The sequence below is a fragment of the Microbacterium gubbeenense DSM 15944 genome (assembly GCF_000422745.1).
In the GTDB taxonomy this organism is placed as follows: domain Bacteria; phylum Actinomycetota; class Actinomycetes; order Actinomycetales; family Microbacteriaceae; genus Microbacterium; species Microbacterium gubbeenense.
Map to the genome: position 1 here is coordinate 275,159 of NZ_KE383914.1, position 20,399 is coordinate 295,557.

Consider the following 20,399-nt stretch of genomic DNA (forward strand, 5'->3'; position numbering starts at 1 on the left):
CGAGGAAAGGACACACTGTGAGCAGGTACATCGGGCGAGGGGTCCACGGGACCACCGTCGAAGTGTTGGGTGCGCAGATCGTCGACGGCACCCTGGCTCCCGGAGATGTGCTCGACCTCTCGGTGATCGGGCGCGCGCTCGACGTGTCGCTGACCGCGCTGCGCGAAGCGATCAAGGTGCTGATGGCGAAGGGCCTCCTCGATGCGCGACAGAAGAAGGGGACGTTCGTGCGACCGCGCGAGGAGTGGAACGTCCTCGACAGCGACGTGATCCGCTGGCGCCATCAATCGGGCGACGCCGTGGGGGTGCAGCGCGACCTCGCTGAGGTGCGGCGGGCGATCGAGCCCGCGGCCGCGGGCCTTGCGGCCGAGCGCCGCACCGACGAGGATCTCGTCGAGCTCGAGCAGGCGCTCGAGGAGATGCGGGGCGCACGCGGCGGATCCGCCCACGATTCCGCGGGCGCCGACCTGCGGTTCCATCAGGCGCTGCTCGGCGCGACGCACAACGAGCTGTTCGCTCAGATGAGCATCTTCGTCGAGCCGGCGCTGCTCATCCGCGACGAGCTCGTGCACGGGCACGAGGTGACGGATCCGGTGCCGAGCCATGGGCGGGTGGTCGAGGCCATCATCGCGCAGGACGCCGACGCCGCGGCCGACGCGGCTCGAGCGCTGCTCGATGACAGCGTCGCCGATGTCGAGAAGGTACTGACCGAGGAGCATGACGCGTGAAGATCACACGTATTGAGACGTTCGCCGTGCCGCCCCGATGGGTGTTCTGCCGGATCGAGACCGACGAGGGCATCGTCGGGTGGGGCGAGCCCGTCGTCGAGGGTCGCGCGGAGACGGTTCGTGCCGCGGTCGCGGAGCTCAGCGAGCTGCTGATCGGCCGTGATCCGCGCCGGATCGAACAGCACTGGCAGGTGCTGACGAAGGGCGGCTTCTACCGGGGCGGCCCAGTGCTGTCGAGCGCCGTCGCCGGTCTGGATCAGGCGCTCTGGGACGTCCTCGGCAAGTCGCTCGGCGTGCCCGTGCATCAGCTCCTCGGCGGCCACGTGCGCGACCGGGTGCGGGTCTACGGATGGATCGGCGGCGACGAACCGAGCGCCGTCGCCGACGCGGCCGAGCAGCAGGTCGCGGCGGGCCTGACCGCGATCAAGATGAACGCGACGGGGCGGTGGGATCGCCTCGCCGCGCCCGCGGGGATCGCGGAGGTCGTACAGCGCGTATCCGACGTCCGCGAGGCGGTGGGTGATTCGGTCGATATCGGCATCGACTTCCATGGCCGGGTCGGCGTCGCCGACGCGCGCCGGCTGATCGGGGCGGTCGCGCCGATGCGCCCGCTGTTCATCGAGGAGCCGGTGCTGCCGGAACTGGCCATGCACCTGCCCGACATCGTGTCGACCTCGGACGTTCCGATTGCGACGGGGGAGCGACTGTATAGTCGCGCCGAGTTCCTCGCGCCGCTGCAGGCGGGCGTGGCCGTCGTCCAGCCCGACCTCTCGCACGCGGGTGGTATTTCCGAGGTGCGCCGGATCGCGGCGCTCGCGGAGACCTATGGCGCCCTCCTCGCACCGCACTGCCCGCTGGGCCCGATCGCGCTGGCATCGAGCCTGCAGGTGGCGTTCGCGACGCCGAACTTCCTGCTGCAGGAGCAGTCGATCGGTATCCATTACAACAAGGGAAGCGCGGAACTGCTCGACTACGTGCTCGATCGCGCACCGCTGGCGTTCGTTGGCGGCCACATCGAGCGCTGGGACGCGCCGGGCGTCGGAATCGACGTCGACGAGGCTGCAGTGCGGCGCGCGGACAGCAACGACGAACCTTGGCGCGGCCCCGTCTGGCAGCACTCGGATGGTTCGTTCGCCGAGTGGTGACGAGCCGCGACGAAAGGACTGAAGTATGTCACTCATCGAAGATCTTGCAGCCGATCGCTTGCTCGCGATCATCCGCGGAAAGGACGTGGAGGCGTCGATCGCGACCGCGATCGCACTCGTCGACGAAGGCGTGCGCTCGATGGAGATCTCGCTCAGCAGTGCGGATGCTCTGACCGTCCTCTCGGAGGTGTCCTCGGCGCTCGGCGACCGTGTGCGTCTCGGGGCGGGCACCGTTCTCACTCCCGCCGATGTGGATGCCGCCCTCGACAACGGCGCGACCTATATCGTGACCCCCGCCATCGCGCCGTCGATCTCGACGGCCGTGGATCGCGGCGTGCCCGTGCTGTGCGGTGCGCTTACTCCGACCGAGGTGCTTACGGCACTCGATGCCGGGGCGGATGCCGTGAAGCTGTTTCCCGTCTCGTCGATGGGGCCGCGCTACGTGAAGGATCTGCGCGCGCCATTCCCGAGCACACCGTTCGTCCCCGTGGGCGGAGTGGGCGTCGACGAAGCCGAGGGCTTCCTGGCCGACGGAGCGGTCGCGGTCGGCGTCGCGAGCCCGCTGCTCGGCGACGCGGCCAACGGCGGAGATCTCGACGCGCTGCGCGAGCGCGCTCGCCGCTTCCTGAACGCAGTTTGCCGGTGAGCGTCGACGTCGTCACTGCCGGCGAGTCGATGCTTGCGCTGCGCGGGGAGGGGCCGCTCCGACTGGGTGGCGGCCTCGCGGTCTCGATCGCAGGTGCGGAGAGCAACGTCGCGATCGGGATGTCGCGACTCGGTCACCGTGTCGCGTGGGCCGGACGCGTCGGACAGGACGAATCGGGATCCCTCGTGATGCGCACGCTCGCGGCGGAAGGCGTGGAATGCGGCGGGGTCGTCCGCGACGGCGACCGCGCGACGGGCATGCTGATCTTCGAGAAGCGCCTGCCCGATGTCACGCGGGTCGAGTACCACAGGCGCGATTCCGCAGGGTCGCGCTGGTGTGCAGCCGACGCTGAGCGGGCACTGTCGCTGAACCCGCGCCTCGTGCACGTCACGGGGATCACTCCGGCGCTTTCGCAGGAGGCGCGTGAAGCCACCCACGCGCTGGTCGATGGGGCGAAGCGACAGGGTGCGACCGTCAGCGTCGACATCAACTTCCGATCGCGTCTGTGGAGTGCGGAAACGGCTGCTCCGCACCTCAGGCGCTTGGTCAGTGGCGCCGACATCGTCATTGCGTCGCCCGACGAGCTCGATCTCGTCGGCGGCGATCCCGCCGCGCTGATCCGCGCAGGAGCTCGCGAGGTCGTCGTCAAGAACGGGGTTGCCGGAGCGACTGCTCACGAGGCTGACCGCACTGTGACCGTGCCGGCGAGACGTGTAACGGTCGTCGATTCGATCGGCGCCGGGGACGCTTTCTCCGCCGGATATCTTTCTGGTTGGCTCGACGAGCTCTCTCTCGAAGAGCGGATGGAGCGCGCGCACACTCTCGGCGCATTCGCCGTCGCGAGCCACGGCGATTGGGAAGGTCTGCCGCGACGTGATGAGCTCGATTTGATCGACCTCGCAAGCGGCGACGCCGTGCGCTGAGCCCCGTCGTATGCCCGCGTGCGGCGCGGGAAGGCCGATCAGCGCCGACTGAGAGCCGTATCAGAAATTTGGGTGCAGTGAGTAACAATCAGTGATCAATTCGTGCCGAGCGTTTAGCCTAGGTTCCGAGGGGACCGTATACGTGGAGCGTTACGGTCCCCTCATCTTTTCTGAGCTAGTCATCTACAGGCCTGAAACCGATGTCGCGGGTGGCTCCTAGGCTGGACGTATGACGCAGTCGCAGTATGAGCCCGACGACGCGTGGTTCCCTCCCGAGGAGCCGCCCGCCGACATGTACGACGAGTACGAGGGCGGCGCGATCAGCTGGGCGGATCCGTTCGCCGTTGCGGCTTCCACATCTCCCGTGGATCGCTCGGCGCGGGCGCCGCAGCACGCGGGCGGCCTCGAGACGCTCCAGACGGTCTACGGGTTCGACTCGTTCCGCGGCGATCAGGCGGATGTCGTCGAGCACGTGATCTCGGGCGGCGATGCGATCGTGCTGATGCCGACGGGCGGCGGCAAGAGCGTCTGTTATCAGATTCCCGCGCTCGTGCGCGAGGGCACGGGGCTCGTCGTCTCGCCCCTGATTGCGCTCATGCACGATCAGGTGGATGCAATGCGGGCCAACGGCGTCGCGGCCGCGTACCTGAACTCGACGCAGCAGCCGGCCGAGCGTGCCGAGGTCGAGCGCGCGTACCTCGCCGGCGAACTCGACCTCATCTACGTCGCTCCCGAGCGGCTGTCGAACTCGCAGACGCGCGCTCTGCTCGCAAAAGGAACCCTGAGCGTCATCGCGATCGACGAGGCGCACTGCGTGAGCCAGTGGGGTCACGATTTCCGGCCCGATTACCTCGCTCTCGGCGATCTCGGTGAGGCGTTCCCCGGCGTGCCGCGGGTCGCGCTCACAGCGACCGCGACGCGCGAGACGCACGAGGAGATCACCGAGCGGCTGCACCTCGACACCGCGCGGCACTTCGTCGCGAGCTTCGACCGGCCGAACATCCAGTACCGCATCGAGGCGAAGAACGACGCGCGCAAGCAGCTTTTGCAGTTCATCCGGTCGCTGCCCGACCGATCCGCCGGCATCGTCTACGCGCTCAGCCGCAAGTCGGTTGAACAGACGGCGACGTTCCTGGCGGGGCAGGGGATCGACGCGGTTCCCTACCACGCAGGTCTTCCCGCCGAGACGCGGATGGCCCATCAGTCACGGTTCCTGCGCGAGGACGGCGTGGTCGTCGTTGCGACCATCGCGTTCGGCATGGGCATCGATAAGCCCGATGTGCGCTTCGTCGCGCACGTCGACCTGCCGAAATCCGTCGAGGGCTATTACCAGGAGACAGGCCGCGCGGGCCGCGATGGCGAACCCAGCATCGCGTGGATGGCTTACGGCCTCGGCGACGTCGTGCAGCAACGGCGCATGATCCAGCAGGGCGGCGGCGACCGCACGCTGCAGATGCGGCAGAACCAGCACCTCGACGCAATGCTCGCGCTGTGTGAGACGGTGTCGTGCCGGCGACAGAATCTGCTGGGCTACTTCGGTCAGCAGTCCGAGCCGTGCGGTAACTGCGACACGTGCCTCGAGCCGCCGAAGACGTGGGACGGGCTCGTCGCCGCGCAGAAACTGATGTCGACGATCGTGCGCCTCGAGCGTGAGCGCGGTCAATCGTTCGGCGCCGGCCACCTCATCGACATCCTGCGCGGCAAGGAGAACGAGCGTGTCCGTCGCTTCGGTCATGACAAGCTCGCGACGTACGGCATTGGCGAGGATTTGTCGGATCAGGACTGGCGCAGCGTGATCCGTCAGTTGCTCGCCTCCGGTCTGCTCGCACCGCAGGGCGAGTACAACACCCTTGGGGTGACCCCGGCCTCGGCGGGCGTGCTGCGCGGCGAGACGCCCGTGCTGCTGCGGCAGGACGTCATCGGGCGGAAGGTGCGGTCGTCCGTGCGCAAGACGTCGGCGGCCGACACTTTGGACGAGGGCGATCGGGATCTCTTCGAGAGGCTGCGTGCATGGCGTGCGGGACAGGCGCGAGAGCAGGGGGTCCCGGCGTACATCGTGTTCGGTGACGCGACACTGCGCGCGCTCGCCGAACATCGGCCCGCCACGCTCGACGCGCTCGACAGCATCAGCGGCATCGGCCAGAAGAAGCGCGATGCGTACGGCGACCAGGTGCTCGAGGTCGTCGCGGCCGGCTGAACCGGGCCCGAGCGTCGAACCGCGCGACTACCCGGACACTGCCCGCGCTGTGTGCTGGGCGCAGATTACTGCAGAGCCGTCATATTACACAAGCTTTTTCTTCGGCATCTGTCACGATTGTGCAATCTCGTCGTCCTGCCCCGCGATCGCTTGTGTCTGTTCGCTACTCGCGGATGGAGAATTTCACCGGCCAGCCCTGGACAACTACCCGGGAAGAGGCCAGGATATTGTTTAGCTGGTGCTCCCTGTGGGCAGCTCCACGTTTACAGGCGCCCTCAGCTGCAGCGGACGTTCGTCCCTGTAGTCCACCTGTACGTATCTGAGGGGATACACATGCGTGCTGAAAAGCAGGATCAGCCCTCGCGCGATAGAGCGCGGCGGCTGACCAAGAAGACACTCGCAGCGGGAGGTGTCGTCACCACTCTCGCGGTCGTTGGATCGTTCGCGGGCATCGGGGCGGCGACCGCTGACGAGTAACCGACGACCGCCGATTCGGCGGCTCACGCTCACCTGCTGTGGCTCGAGGGCCTTGGCCTTGATGTGGCCGGTGTGGGTACGTCCGCCAGTGAGTTCCCCGGAACGCCTGGACCGATCGACGATGGCATCGACCTCGAACTTCTCGGTTCGCTCGGTCTCGAGATCCCGGAGCTCGATCTGCCGCTGATCAAGCCCGACGCTGACAGCGCCGGCCTTCTGCACCTCGGCGCGCTCGGCGCCGGCGGCAGCCGTTCCTCGTCGACCTCGGAGACGGAATCGCTGGCCGCATCCCGTCTGCTCTCAGAGAGTGGCGGGCTCGATCTCAGCGCGTACGAAGGTGACGTTGCGGACCCCGCCTATGTCGACCTGACCTCGACCATCGAACAGCTTTTGGGTGATGGTGCACTCGACACGCTTCTCAGCGAGGCGCGTATCGAGCTCGGCGCTGTCGGTTCCGAGATCACCAAGAACGGCACGGAGGTGAACTCCCAGTATCGGATCGCGGATCTCGGTGTGGCTCTCACGAGCCCGTTGCTCGGCGATGTGACGAGCCTCGTCGACGACGTCGTCGGCGGTGTCGTCGATCCTCTCAACGACGCGATCGGGCCCGATGGCTCGCTCAGCACGATCGTTAACAACCTCGTCGCGGGTCTGAATCTCAACGTGCCTGTTGTGGGCGGCCTGACCACGACCCTTGAGACCCCGCTGTCGCTCGACGTCAGCTCGCTCACCGATTCGGTGCGCGAGGGCCTGCTGCAGGAGCCCCTCGATAACTCGACGGCTGAGCAGCCCGCAACCGTCTCGATCGACCTCAACAACGGGTCGGTCTCGGCGGACCTCGGTGGCCTGCTACTGGCCTCGAACCCGGACTTCACTGATCTGAACGATCTTCCGGCGAACACGGACGTGCTCTCGGACAGTGTCGTGAACGCACTGACGCAGGGCGTTCTCGAAGCGCTCACCGGTACCGGGCCGAACTCCCTCACGAGCAAGGCCGTCGCCTTGGTCGAGGACGGTCTCTACGGCATCGGGGTCGGCCTCGAGCTCAACCTCAACGTCTCGCTCCTCACAATTCCGGCCGTGGACACGACGCTCTCGTTGCTCGACGAGGAGGGCGAGCCCGCAACGCTCGGCGGCATCCTCGGCGTCGACGGATACACTCCCGCTGGTCTTGAGATCGCCGATGAAGGCGTTCTCGGTGGCCTGCTCACTCCCGTGCTCGGCGTCGTGACGACCGCTCTTGACGGCCTGACGAGCGGCCTCGGCACCATCGTCGAGGGCGCAGCAGGTGAGGGCGGGATCCTCGACACGCTCCAGCCCACGATTAACGGCGTTCTGAACCCGATCGTGACCGCGCTTGTGGGCGATGACGGCGCGATTAAGGGTCTTCTCGACGGCGCCGCCACGATCACGATCAACGAGCAGCCGCAGGAACTGGCCACGCCTGAGCCCGGCGACCTCGGAGACGAGAGTCTTTCGGTTCGCGCGCTCAGTGTTTCGGTGCTTCCGGGCCTTCTCAATAATCCCGTGAAGCTCGAGCTCGCATCGTCGACGGTCAAGGCGCTGGACGAGGCGCCCGTGTACGACACGGCCATCGAGGTCACGCCGGGCACGATCGAGCAGGGCGAAACGACGACGATCACCGGTACCGGCTTCGCGCCGAACGAGACCGTCGACGTCGTACTCGAGGGCGAGAGCATCGGTACGGCTACGACGAACGAGAGCGGCGAGTTCACGCTCGACTACACCGCGCCGGAAGACTCCGGGACCGGTGCCTTCGATGTGGTTGCCACGGGTGAGGTCTCGCAGACCCCGGCCGAGGGAATTCTCACGATCGAGGCGGGTAACGCCGGGGCGGACCCGGACACGGACACGAACGGTGATGTGGACGTGAACGGTACCCCGGACACGGACACGAACGGTGATGCGGACGTGAACGGTACCCCGGACACGAACGCTAACGCAGACGTGAACGCGGACGCTGATGTGAACGGTGACGTGAACACCAACGCCTCGTCTTCGGCTTCGGCCTCGGCGAACGCGGACGACGACAGCAACGCATCGGCTCAGGCCGCTGCGCAGGCTGCGGCGACCGCCGACGCTGACGCGACGGCTTCGGCCGCTGCGGATGCTGACGCGACGGCTGCTGCTCAGTCGGCTGCCACGGCAGACGCATCGAGCGATGCATCGGCGGATGTGTCGTCTGACGTGAACGCTTCGGCTCAGGCCGCGGCTCAGGCTGCCGCGAATGCGGACGCTTCGTCGGCGTCGAACGCTGAGGCTTCGGCCGCATCGGACGCGAGCGCGAACGCCGCGGCTGCGTCGCAGGCCGCGTCCAACGCGGACTCGTCGTCGGATGCCTCTTCGGAGGCAGCCGCTTCGTCGGACAGCGACGCGTCGGCTTTGGCTAGCGCATCGTCGGATGACAACGCCGCGTCGGACAGCGACTCGAACTCTGCTTCGGACAGTGAGTCGGCCTCGAACGCGAACGCGTCGAGTGCCTCTGACGGCCAGCAGATCTCGATGGAGCTCGAGAACGACCGCCTGCAGGTCGGCGAGACGCAGGTGGCCCACGGCCACGGCTTCCAGCCGGGCGAGTCGGTCACGGCAACGCAGTACTCCACCCCGTACGACATCGGCACCTCGGTCGCCGATGACAACGGCGACGTGACGTTCACGTGGTCCGTTCCGAACGGCACGGAGGACGGCAACCACGTGGTCGAGCTCACGGGCGCGACCTCGGGTAGCGTTGACGCCACCTTCGAGGTGTACTCCACCGGTGGCGGCGGGCTGTCGCCGACAGGCGGTGACATGGCGCTTCCGCTCGGGGGCCTCGCTGCGGCGATGCTGCTCGCGGGTGCCGGCGTCTGGTTCGCCGTACGTCGTCTGGCACACGCCTGAGCTGACTAGCTGAAAACCCGGTGCTCCGGACGGAAACCCCGTCCGGAGCACCGGGCGTTAGATGAGGATCCCTGCATGAAAGAGCGGACACGCCCCCGCCGACGTCTATACATCCGGGTCATCATGTGCGCGGCCGCGCTCGTGACCGCGTGGCATGTGTTCGCCTCGTTCCTCTGGATCGCCCCGTGGGCACCGATCCGCGAGCTCGTCGGACAGCAGACGCTCTCGAGCTACATGATCCCGATGTTCGGGCAATCGTGGAGCGTCTTCGCCCCGGAGCCGGTGAACGGCGACTACCGCTTCGAGGTGCGGGCGATCGTCGACGGCGAGGAGACCGAGTGGGTCTCCGCCAGCGACGTCGAGCTCTCGATGATCCAGTACAACCTCTTCACGCCTCGCGCCGGCATCGCCGCAATGGACGTCTCGAGCCAGTTCAAGGGAGCCTGGGGCGACCTCACGACCGAGCAGCAGGAGGTCGCGGAGCTCAACTACTTCAAGGCCGAGTGGGAACAGCGCATGGCCGACGCCATGATCGAGCTCGATGACACGACCGACGTTTCCTCCTACATCGAGCAGGAGCACCGCGCCACGGCATACGCCACGCAGGTCGCATTCGCCGTGTGGGGCGATGACGTCGAGCGACTCCAATACCGCGCGACGCGTCAGAACGTGATCCCCTTCAACGACCGGCACGACCCCGACGCCGAGCGCCCGGGCATTCAGTACTCGCCCACCGGATGGCGCGGACTCGTCGTCAACGACGGACAGTCGCAGGACGCCTTCACCGACGTCTTCCGCGCACAGCACGAACGGATGGGCGAGTGACGCGCGGCGCGACGGGCGCCCCCGTCATCGAACGCGCCGGCGCGGCCGTATCGCAGACGATCCGGGCGGCCGGTCGCCTCGTCGCTCTGCTCCCGCGCACCCTGTGGGGCATCGCGCGGAACACCTGGCTGTGGACCGAGTCGTGGCTGCTCGACAACAAGGTGTCGCTCTACGGTCTGTCGGTCACGCGCATCCTGATCGGCCTCACCGGCGTCGGGCTGCTGCTGACGAACTTCTCCAGCCGCCTGTACGCATTCGGATCCGGATCCGCCTGGAACGGCGAAGGCGCGGAGCCCGTCAGCGACTTCCCGAAGATCTGGATCTTCAGCTGGTTCCACCGCGTCGCCTACGACGACGTGCTGTTCACGACGCTGTACGTCGTGCTGCTCGCCCTCGCGGTCATGTTCGTGCTCGGCTGGCGCTTCAAGATCGTGCTGCCGATCTACTTCGTTCTCTGGGTCAGCTTCATCGAGATGAACGACGCGCTGGGCGACCAGGGCGACAACATGTACCGCATCGTCCTGCTTCTGCTGCTGTTCGCGGATCCCGCTGCGCGCTGGTCGCTCGACGCGCGGCGCCGCGCGAAGAACGGCTTCCGCACGATCCTCCCGCGCGAGATCAGCAACCTGCTGCACAACCTCGCCCTCGTCGCCCTGACGGCGCAGGTGATCTTCGTGTACGTGTCCGGCGGCCTCTATAAGGCCGGGGGCGATCCCTGGTCCGGCGGCTACGCCGTGTACAACCCCCTCATGACCGAGCGGTTCGGCACGTGGCCCGTGCTCAGCGAGCTCTTCACTGCGTGGGGCCCAGCCGTCACCGCCATCACCTGGGGCTCGATCGTCCTGCAGATCGCCTTCCCCTTCATGCTGCTCACGCGGCCCACGCGCATCCTCGCCCTGGCCGGCATCATGTCGTTCCACATCGGCATCGGCGTGCTCATGGGGCTGCCCTGGTTCTCGCTCGCCATGATCGGCATTGACTTCATCTTCATCCGCGACCGCACCTGGAAGCGGATGGCGGAACTCGCCCGCGGCGCGTACCGCAACGGCCCCTCCGAGTGGGCCGACCAAAAGGAGCGCGCCGAGGTCTGACTCTGCTTGTGGTCGGTGCACAAACGAATCGCTCGAGAGCTGACGATCTGCATAGATTTTGTCGTGACAGACTCCCCGATGAGAGGAAGCACCGTGGCCGACATTGCCGTTCGCCCTGCCGCAGCTGAACCGACCGATCAGGCCGCTGACGTCTCGATCGACGTCGACGCACTCACCCCACACCTGCTCGGCAAGTGGAGGGACGTCCGTCTCGAAGCGCGCGAGATGATCAAGGACGAGGCGTTCTGGCAGATTCCTGGCCAGGATTACCACACGCACCGCGAGCGCGTGTTCGAGCAGACGCGGCTGCTGGCCGAGCGCGGCGCGGGCTCGCGCGCATTCCCGACGGAGTACGGCGGACAGAACACCCAGGGCGGTAACCTCGCCGGCTTCGAGGAGCTCGTTCTCGCCGATCCGAGCCTGCAGATCAAGTCGGGTGTGCAGTGGGGGCTGTTCTCATCTGCGATCTACCAGCTCGGCACGAAGAAGCACTGGGACAAGTGGCTCGCCGATGCGGCGAGCCTGAAGCTTCCCGGCGCGTTCGCGATGACCGAGATCGGGCACGGATCCGACGTGCAATCGATCGCGACGACCGCGACATATGACCCGGAAACCGAGCAATTCGTCATCGTCACGCCGTTTCGCGGGGCGTATAAGGACTATCTCGGAAACGCCGCGGTGCACGGCCGCGCTGCGACCGTGTTCGCGCAGCTCATCACCGGCGGGGTCAACTACGGGGTGCACTGCTTCTTCGTGCCGATCCGCGACGACAACGGTGAGAACCTGCCCGGCATCACGAGCGAGGATGACGGGCCGAAGGGCGGCCTGAACGGCATCGACAACGGTCGTCTCGCCTTCGACCACGTGCGCGTGCCGCGCGAGAACCTGCTGAACCGCTACGGCGACGTCGCCGCCGACGGCACGTACTCGAGCCCCATCGCGAGCCCGGGGCGCCGGTTCTTCACGATGCTCGGCGCGCTCGTGCAGGGCCGCGTCTCGCTCGATGGCGCGGCGACGTGGGCCGCGGCCCTCTCACTGAAGATCGCGGTGACGTACGGCAACCAGCGTCGCCAGTTCGACGACGGCACCGGATCCGAGACGGTCCTGCTCGACTACGGCAAGCACCGCCGTCGCCTGATCCCGCGCATCGCCACCGCGTACGCGCAGACGTTCAGCCACGAGGAACTGCTGCAGAAGTTCGACGAAGTCTTCAGCGGCGAGAAGGACACCGATGAGAATCGGCAGGATCTCGAGACGCTCGCCGCGGCGCTCAAGCCCCTGTCGACGTGGAACGCGCTCGACACGATTCAGGAGGCGCGCGAGGCGTGCGGCGGACAGGGATACCTCGCCGAGAACCGCCTCGTCGGCCTGCATCAGGATCTCGACGTGTACGCCACGTTCGAGGGCGACAACAACGTCCTGCTGCAGCTGGTCGGCAAGCGGCTGCTCGGCGATTTCGCCGCTCAGTTCAAGGGAAAGGACAAGCGCGCCCTCGCCGCGTACGGCGCGAAGCAGGGCGCATCGAAGGTCTTCCACGGCGCCGGTCTCCGCCGCCTTGGTCAGACCGTCGTCGACCTCGGATCCACAGCACGCTCGGTCGAGCTCGGCCTGCGTGAGGAGGATCAGCACGAACTGCTCACCGACCGCGTCCAGCACATGGTCGCCGGCGTCGGCGCCCGCCTGAACGCGGCGCGCAAGCTGCCCGCCGCTGAGGCGCAGGAGGTCTTCAACGAGAACCAGGTCGAGCTGCTGGACGCGGCACGCGCACACGGCGAGCTGCTGCAGTGGGAGGCGTTCACCGATGCGCTCTCCCGCATCAAGCACGAGGGCACTCGCACGGTGCTCACGTGGGTGCGCGACTTGTTCGGCCTGCAGCTGATCGAGAACCACCTCGCGTGGCACATCGTGAACGGACGCCTCTCGACTCAGCGCGCCGCCGCGGTGACGCGCTACATCGATCGCCTCTGCACGCGACTGCGCCCGCACGCGCAGGATCTCGTCGACGCGTTCGGGTTCGCCCCCGAGCACGTGCGTGCTCCGATCGCGTCGGGAGCCGAGGACGAGCGCCAGAACGAGGCGCGCGCCCACTATGCCGACCTCCGTGCGAGCGGCGAGGCCCCGACCTCCGAGAAGCGTCCAGCCCGGAAGTAGTTCGTTCGCGGCGTGTCGTCGCGGTTAGAGTAGGAAGGCTGGGTAGGCGCGCCCTCCCGAATTCTTGACTGACCGTATCTGCTTGGGGGAGCACACGATGAGCGCAGCGGGCTGGCTCCGTGGGCGGCGGGGTGCCATCACCGGCACCTCCATCGTCGCCGCCGGTGCGATCGCGCTGACGGCATTCGCCGTCGCCTACGACGGCAATCCCACGGCCGAGGTCGAGCTCGACGCGGGCAGCGTCTGGGTCACGAAGACCTCGAGCGAGGTGCTCGGGCACCTCAACTCGTCGTCCGCGCTGCTCGACGGCCAGCTGCGCGGCGTCACGAGCGACCGCATCGACGTGATGCAGGAGCGCGACGGCGCCGTCATCTTCGACAGCGGCGACAGCACCCTGGCGCGGATCGACGGGGCCGACATGGTCCTCGGCGACCGGGTTCAGATCCCCGCCGGATCCGTCGTGCAGCGCGGCGCCGACACCGTCGCGATCTTCGTGCCGAGCGAGGGCGACCTCTACCTGTCGGCGATCGACGAGATCGGCTCGTTCGACCCGTCCGAGGCCGAACCGATCGCCGAGCTCGGTGCCGACGCCGTGATGACGGTCGGCACCGACGGCACGGTGCACACGTTCGAGCCGGATGGCGCGGCGCTCACGACGTACGCGGTGGGGTCCGACGGATCCGTCGCCGGCGACCCCGAGCAGCAGACGCTCGAGGCCGTCACCGGTTCAGATGTCGAGATCTCCTCCGTCGGCGGCACGCCGGTCGTGCTCGACCGCGCCGGCGGAATCGTCGCCACGCCCGACGGTCTGGAAACATCGATCGGATCCTCAGAGAACGCACGGCTCGCGGCCGACGCGCCGCGCGACGACGTCGTGCGCGTGGCGACCGAGACCTCGCTCGCAGACGTGCCGCTCGACGGATCCGAAGCAGCGCTGACCGCGAACGGCGGCGCCTCGGGCGCGCCCCTCCAGCCCGTCGTGGCGGGGGAGTGCGCGTACGCGGCGTGGCAGGGCACCCAGCAGATCGTGCGCGACTGCGCTGATTCCTCGCGCGATGTCGTCCAGACGATCGACGGCGCATCCAGCGACGGTCTCGTCTTCCGCACGAACGGCAGCCAGGTCGTGCTCAACGACGCGTCCGGCGGCTCGTCCTGGCTCGCGTCGGAGGACATGCAGCACGTCAACAACTGGGACGACCTCACCCCGCCCGAGGGCGACGGGCAGGAGTCGGACGAGGTCGAGGAGAACCAAGAGGCCGAGGTTCAGCCGCCCGAGCGCACGGCCGAGAACCGTGAGCCCGACGCGGAGGATGACACCTACGGTGTGCGCCCTGGTCGGTCGGCGGTGCTCCCCGTGCTCGACAACGACTCGGATCCCGACGGCGACGTGCTCACGATCACGGTCGACGAGCAGCCCGGCGCGGGCCAGGTGCAGACGATCCAGGACGGCCAGGCGCTGCAGGTCACGATGCCGGAGAACGCCAGCGGAACCGGCACCTTCCGCTACACGGTGAGCGACGGGCGCGGCGGATCCGACTCCGCACGCGTCGATCTGAGCGTGCACGACCCCGAAGAGAACCTCCCGCCCGCGCAGAAGGATCTGCGCCCCACGGTCGCGGTCGAGTCCGGCGGCTCGGTGACGTACAACGTGCTGCCCGACTGGATCGACCCCGACGGCGACGACATCTATCTCTCGAACGTCACGCCCGCCGAGGGCGACGAGGTCGACTTCACCGCTGACGGCCAGATCACCTACCGAGCGCTGGCGGCCTACGAGGGCCCGCTCGCGATCGATGTGACGGTCTCTGACGGCACCGACGTGGCGACGGCCGAGCTGAGCCTCGACGTGCGGCCGGTCGGCACGGTCCAGCCCGTCACGAACGCCGACCACGTGCAGCTGTTCGCGGGCGAGTCGGCGACGGTCGAGCCGCTCATCAACGACATCAACGCGGCGAGCGAAGACCTCACGCTGTCGCAGGTCACGCCTCCCGCCGAGGTCGAGGTGACTGCCGACGCGCAGGGCGGCGTGCTGAACGTCGAGAGCGAGACGCCGGGCACTTACTACGTCGACTACGCGGCGTCGGCGGGCGCGCTCGCCGCGCCGGGCGTGATCCGCGTCGACGTGCTCGAGAACAAGGACAAGGACGCAGCCCCCGTCGCAGTGCGCGACACCGCGTACTTGCCGGGCGGCGGCGAGGTCCTCATCGACGCGCTGCAGAACGACTACGACCCGTCCGCCGGGGTGCTCGTCGTGCAGTCGGTCGAGGCGCCCGACGGATCCGGCGTCTCGGCGGCCGTGCTCGGCCACTCGACGATCCAGCTGACCGATCGCGCGATGCTCGAGGATCAGGTCGTCGTCACCTACCGCATCAGCAACGGCGCGCGGTCGGCGACGGGCGAGATCATCGTGATCCCCGTGCCCGCCACGGATCAGATCCGCCCGCCGATCGCCGCGGACGACACCGCGACGGTGCGCGCGGGCGACATCGTGACGGTGCCCGTGACCGAGAACGACTCGCACCCGAACGGCGACTCGTTCGAGGTCCTGCCCGACTTCGTCGAGCAGCCCGATGCGTCGGCGGGCGACATCTTCGTGTCGCAGGACACGGTGCGCTTCCGCGCGGCCGCCGACGCCGAAGGCCAGGTCGAGGCCGTCTACAGCATCATCGACAGCAAGGGCCAGCGCGACTCGGCGACGGTGCGGATCAACATCTCGCCGTGGAACGAGCAGAGCAACTCGGCGCCGATCCCCGAGCACGTGACGGGGCGGGCGATCGCTGGCAGCACCAGCCGCATCGAGATCCCGCTCGACCGCATCGATCCGGATGGCGACTCGGTCGACCTCATCGGCATCTCCTCGGCGCCGTCAAAGGGCAAGATCACCGCGACCGGAACCGACTTCCTCTCCTACGAGGCCGACCGCGGCGCGTCCGGCGTCGACTCGTTCAGCTACCGCGTCGTCGACACGTTCGGCGTCGAGTCGATCGGCACGGTGCGCGTGGGAATCGCGCCGAGCCCCGGCACGAACCAGGCGCCGAACGCAATGAGCGACACGGTGGCGGTACGGCCGGGACGCACCGTCTCGATCCCCGTGCTCGCCAACGACTCCGACCCCGAGGGCGATCAGATCGGGCTCGTTCCCGACTCCGCCGTCTCGCTGTCGGACGACTCGTTCGAGGTCGAAACGACGAACGACCGCGTGCTGCTCACCGCCTCCGAGACCGAGGGCGAGAGCCAACTGCAGTACGCGATCGAGGACGCGGTCGGCAACTCGGCCAAGGGCGTCGTGCACGTCACCGTCGCGAACGACGTGCCGCTCGAGCGGCCGATCGCGCGCGACGACGGCGTGCTGATCGACGACGTCTCCGGCGAGTTCACCGCCGACATCGACCTGCTCGCGAACGACGAGGATCCCGACGGCACGGCCGACGACCTCGACGTCGCGATCGACGGCGTCGAGATGCTCGCGTCCGAGGGCCCCGGGGTCGTCCGCGTCGCGGTCGAGGACCGCCGCCGCGCGATCCCGTACACCGTGACCGATGCCGACGGCGGCGTCGCATCGGCGTTCCTCGTCGTGCCCGCGAAGAACGACCTCCGCCCGGTGCTCGTCGAGAACGCCGGGCTCGTGATCCAGAGCGACACGCTCGTCGAGATCCCGCTCGCCGACGTCGTGCAGGTCGCCGAGGGGCGCTCGCCGCGCATCACGTCGGCCGACGCCGTCTCGGTCAAGCACGGCAACGGCGACGCGCTCGTGAAGGATCCGCAGACGCTGCAGTACCGCTCCGAGTACCGGTACGAGGGCACCGATGACATCACCTTCGAGGTCACCGACGGTGACGGGCCCGACGATCCGAACGGCCGCGTTTCGGTGCTCACGATTCCGATCACGGTCACCGAGCCGCGCAACGAGGCGCCGGAGTTCACGAACACGTCCACGACGATCGGCGCGGGCGACGGGCCGGTGTCGGTCGACCTCTCCCAGCGCACCTACGACATCGACGGCGACGATCTGCAGTACTCGCTCGAGAATCCGGACAGGTTCCCCGAGGGCGTGTCGGTGAAGCTCGATGGCACCACGCTGACGATGGAGGCCTCGGCCGAGGCGCGCGGGCGCGACACGACCGTCGGCATCCTCGTCGACGACGGCGAAGCGGATCCCGTGCGCGGCGAGGTCGGCGTGAACGTCGCGGCCTCCGGGCGCCCGCTGCCGTCGGCCAACGACGATGACCTCGGCGAGGTGCACCAGGGCACGCCGATCGACGTCGACGTGCTCGCGAACGACACCAACCCGTTCGAGGGCGAGGGTCCGCTCACGATCGTTGACGCGGAGGTCGAGGCGGGGGACGCCGAGATCGAGGTCGTCGGCGACCAGGTGGTCCTGACGCCCGGATCCGACTTCCACGGCTACGTCACCGCGCGCTACACGATCGCCGACGTCACCGACGACGCCGACCGCTACGTGCAGGCGAGCATCACAGCGACCGTGCTCGGCGTCGCGGAGAAGCCCGGTACGCCGCAGGCGAGCGAGATCGGCAACCGCACGGCCACCCTCACGTGGACGGCGCCGTCCAACAACGGCGCCGAGATCACGGAGTACGTCGTCGAGGACTACCTCGGCAGCGGGTACGCGAAGACGTGCGACGCGACGGTGTGCCAGCTCGACGGGCTCGTGAACGACCGCGAGTACCAGTTCCAGGTCACGGCCGTGAACGAGGTCGGCAACTCGCAGACCTCCGAGCTGAGCCGCGTCGTGCGCCCGGACGTGAAGCCCGAGGCGCCCGGCGCCCCCAGCTTCACGCTCGAGGCCGGCCACCGCGACTCGAAGCTCGGCATTGCGTGGAACACCCCCGCGAGCGAGGGCTCGCCGGTCACCGGTTATCTCGTGCGCGTCGACGACGGCACCGGCGTGAAGCTGCACCGCTTCGAGGGATCCACGATCACGTCGCGCGTCTTCGAGGGCCTCAAGAACGGCCAGAAGTACCGCTTCCAGGTCGCGGCGATGAACCGCGCCGACATCCAGAGCGTCGACGGGTGGTCGTGGAGCCCGTGGTCGGCGTACGAGAAGCCCGCGACGGTACCGGATGCGCCGAGCGCGCCGAGCGTCGAGCGCACTGACCAGCCGTACGGCGAGAACGAGTTCCGCCTCTCGTGGAAGCCCGGCGAGTCGTCGGGCGGCGACCCCATCTCGTCGTGGCGCGTCGACGTCATGAAGGGCGACGAGGTCTACGACAGCCGCACGATCGCGAACTCGGGCACGGCCACGACGGTCGTCGTGCCGAACAGCGAGAACGGCTACAGCTTCCGCGTCGCGGCGGTCAACCGCGAGGGCACCAGCAAGTGGAGCGCGATGAGCAAGCCGATCCGCTCCGCGTCGCGGCCCGGTCCCGTGAGCCCGGTGAACGTCGCCGAGCGCGACGGCGCGATCGACGTCGCGTGGCAGGCGGCCGATCCGAACGGTGCGCGGAAGGACGAGATCTCGTACCAGTACAAGCTCACGGGCGAGGGCGGCGATTGGAAGACGATGCCGTCGACCGGATCCTCCAACGGGCGCATGCGCGTCGAGGTGCCGGCGACCAACGGCGTCTCGTCGACCGTGATCGTGCGCGCCGTCACGAAGATCGACGGCGTCGGCACCCTCGCCGGCGACGAGGCCAAGTCGGAGAAGCCGGCGCGGCCGTACGGCAAGCTCGCCGAGCCCACGGCGTCGGTCAACCCCGCGACCGTGCACTCGAACAAGGTCGTCATCGACGTCTCGGCGCACGGAAACGGTCGCGAGATCGAGAAGATCGTCGTGCGCACCGCAGGGCGCACGCAGTCGCAGATCGATCGCGTGTTCGACGGGCCCGCAGCGATGTCGGTCGACTTCCGCGCCGAATTCAACGAGGGTATGGCCCCCGGCACGACCCAGAACGTGCAGGTGGTGGTCGTCGATACGGCGGGCCAGCGGTCCGAGAAGACGATCAAGGTGGGCGTGCCCGCGCCGAGCTTCGAGCTCGATTACCACGACAACGATCCGAAGAGCCCCGACGGCAACAAGTTCACGCTGAACTTCGAACACCTGCCGCCGCTGTACTCCGACGAGTACTGGTTCACGTGCGAGAGGCACATGCCGTGGGGCTGGCGCGACATCGGTTCGCAGAAGCTCGAGCAGCGCGATGGCGGCGCGGCGGGATCCGTGCGCGTGACCTGTATCGACACCGATACGAAGCCGGGCGACTACCGCGTGAAGTTCCAGGAGACGTCGCTCGTTCCCGAGAAGTACACCACGACGAACTCCGTCACCGTGAAGGTGACGCCGACACCCGCAGACCTCCGGAAAGCGAGAATCTCATGACGATGACTCCCCAGCAGGCGGGTTGGTTCCAAGGCACGTTCACGCGCCTCGTCGATAACGTCGACCGAGCGGTGATGGGCAAGCGCGATGTCGTGAGCCTCGTGACGGCGGCGATGCTCGCCGAGGGCCACGTGCTGCTCGAAGACGCGCCGGGAACCGGCAAGACGAGCCTCGCGAAGTCGATGGCCGCGACCGTGCAGGGCACCTCGACCCGCATCCAGTTCACGCCCGACCTGTTGCCGAGCGACGTGACGGGCGTGACGATCTACGACCAGCAGAACCACACGTTCTCGTTCCACAAAGGTCCGGTGTTCACCTCGATCCTGCTGGCGGACGAGATCAACCGCGCCTCGCCGAAGACTCAGTCGGCGCTGCTCGAGGTGATGGAGGAGGGGCGCGTCACGATCGACGGCGAGGCTCACGAGGTGGGCCGCCCGTTCCTCGTCCTCGCGACGCAGAACCCGATCGAGACGGCCGGAACCTACCGTCTTCCCGAAGCGCAGCTCGACCGCTTCCTCATCAAGGCGACGATCGGGTACCCCTCGATCGAGGTCACCGAGCGGATCCTCGCGGGCTCGGCCGAGCGCAACCCCTCGGGTCGCCTGCAGGCACTCATCACGACCGACGCGATCGCCGACATGGCCGACCTCGGCCAGACGGTGCACGTCGACGGCGCCGTGCTGCGCTACGTCGCCGAGCTCGCCGACGCGACGCGGCAGGATCAGGACACCCGCCTCGGCGTCTCGGTGCGCGGCGCGCTCGCGATGATCCGGCTCGCGAAGGTGTGGGCGGCGGCGCAGGGGCGTCACTACGTGATCCCCGACGACGTGAAGGTGCTCTCGCAGCCGACGTGGGCGCACCGCCTCGTGATGGACCCGGAGGCCGAGTTCGCGGGCGTGACCCAGGCCAGCGTCATCCAGCGCGTGCTGGGCGACGTGCCCGCGCCGCAGAACCGCGCCGAGCGCACGACGACCGACTGAG

The 20,399-nt window shown here is 68.1% G+C and carries 10 protein-coding genes and 1 pseudogene; all 11 read left to right on the forward strand.

Annotation, left to right across the window (positions count from 1 at the left end; genetic code table 11):
* Positions 1-17 precede the first annotated feature (17 nt).
* The 11 genes and pseudogenes from G510_RS0114620 to G510_RS0114675 all read left to right on the forward strand — a co-directional run bounded on the left by G510_RS0114620 (position 18) and on the right by G510_RS0114675 (position 20,398).
* Complete coding sequence (locus G510_RS0114620; RefSeq protein WP_029154216.1) at positions 18-728, forward strand: FadR/GntR family transcriptional regulator; 711 nt, start codon at positions 18-20, stop codon at positions 726-728.
* Entirely contained in the window at positions 725-1,873 is a 1,149-nt protein-coding gene (gene dgoD / locus G510_RS0114625) for a galactonate dehydratase (RefSeq protein ID WP_029154217.1), read from the forward strand. The genes G510_RS0114620 and dgoD overlap by 4 nt, the downstream gene beginning before the upstream one ends.
* Positions 1,874-1,898: 25 nt before the next feature.
* The gene (locus G510_RS0114630) at positions 1,899-2,519 is read left to right on the forward strand and encodes a bifunctional 4-hydroxy-2-oxoglutarate aldolase/2-dehydro-3-deoxy-phosphogluconate aldolase (RefSeq protein WP_029154218.1); all 621 of its coding nucleotides are present in this window, start codon (positions 1,899-1,901) and stop codon (positions 2,517-2,519) included.
* Positions 2,516-3,442, forward strand: a complete 927-nt coding sequence (locus tag G510_RS0114635; RefSeq protein ID WP_029154219.1) for a sugar kinase — start codon at positions 2,516-2,518, stop codon at positions 3,440-3,442. The genes G510_RS0114630 and G510_RS0114635 overlap by 4 nt, the downstream gene beginning before the upstream one ends.
* Before the next feature lie 229 nt (positions 3,443-3,671).
* Positions 3,672-5,639: a DNA helicase RecQ gene (gene recQ / locus G510_RS17270; protein WP_051216814.1), complete on the forward strand. Its 1,968-nt coding sequence runs from the start codon at positions 3,672-3,674 to the stop codon at positions 5,637-5,639.
* 501 nt (positions 5,640-6,140) lie between these two features.
* Positions 6,141-9,017, forward strand: a pseudogene (locus tag G510_RS0114650) (choice-of-anchor G family protein); the annotation flags it as partial.
* 75 nt (positions 9,018-9,092) lie between these two features.
* Complete coding sequence (locus tag G510_RS0114655; RefSeq protein WP_029154221.1) at positions 9,093-9,842, forward strand: DUF5819 family protein; 750 nt, start codon at positions 9,093-9,095, stop codon at positions 9,840-9,842.
* Positions 9,839-10,933, forward strand: coding sequence for an HTTM domain-containing protein (locus tag G510_RS0114660; protein WP_425411305.1), 1,095 nt, complete (start codon positions 9,839-9,841; stop codon positions 10,931-10,933). The genes G510_RS0114655 and G510_RS0114660 overlap by 4 nt, the downstream gene beginning before the upstream one ends.
* 78 nt (positions 10,934-11,011) lie before the next feature.
* Positions 11,012-13,084, forward strand: a complete 2,073-nt coding sequence (locus G510_RS0114665) for an acyl-CoA dehydrogenase family protein (RefSeq protein WP_051216815.1) — start codon at positions 11,012-11,014, stop codon at positions 13,082-13,084.
* 97 nt (positions 13,085-13,181) lie between these two features.
* Positions 13,182-19,418 carry an Ig-like domain-containing protein gene (locus G510_RS17275; RefSeq protein WP_051216816.1) on the forward strand — a complete coding sequence of 2,079 codons (6,237 nt, stop codon included), beginning with the start codon at positions 13,182-13,184 and terminating at the stop codon, positions 19,416-19,418.
* The gene (locus tag G510_RS0114675; RefSeq protein ID WP_029154224.1) at positions 19,415-20,398 is read left to right on the forward strand and encodes an AAA family ATPase; all 984 of its coding nucleotides are present in this window, start codon (positions 19,415-19,417) and stop codon (positions 20,396-20,398) included. Before G510_RS17275 ends, G510_RS0114675 begins: the two co-directional genes overlap by 4 nt.
* Position 20,399 lies beyond the last annotated feature (1 nt).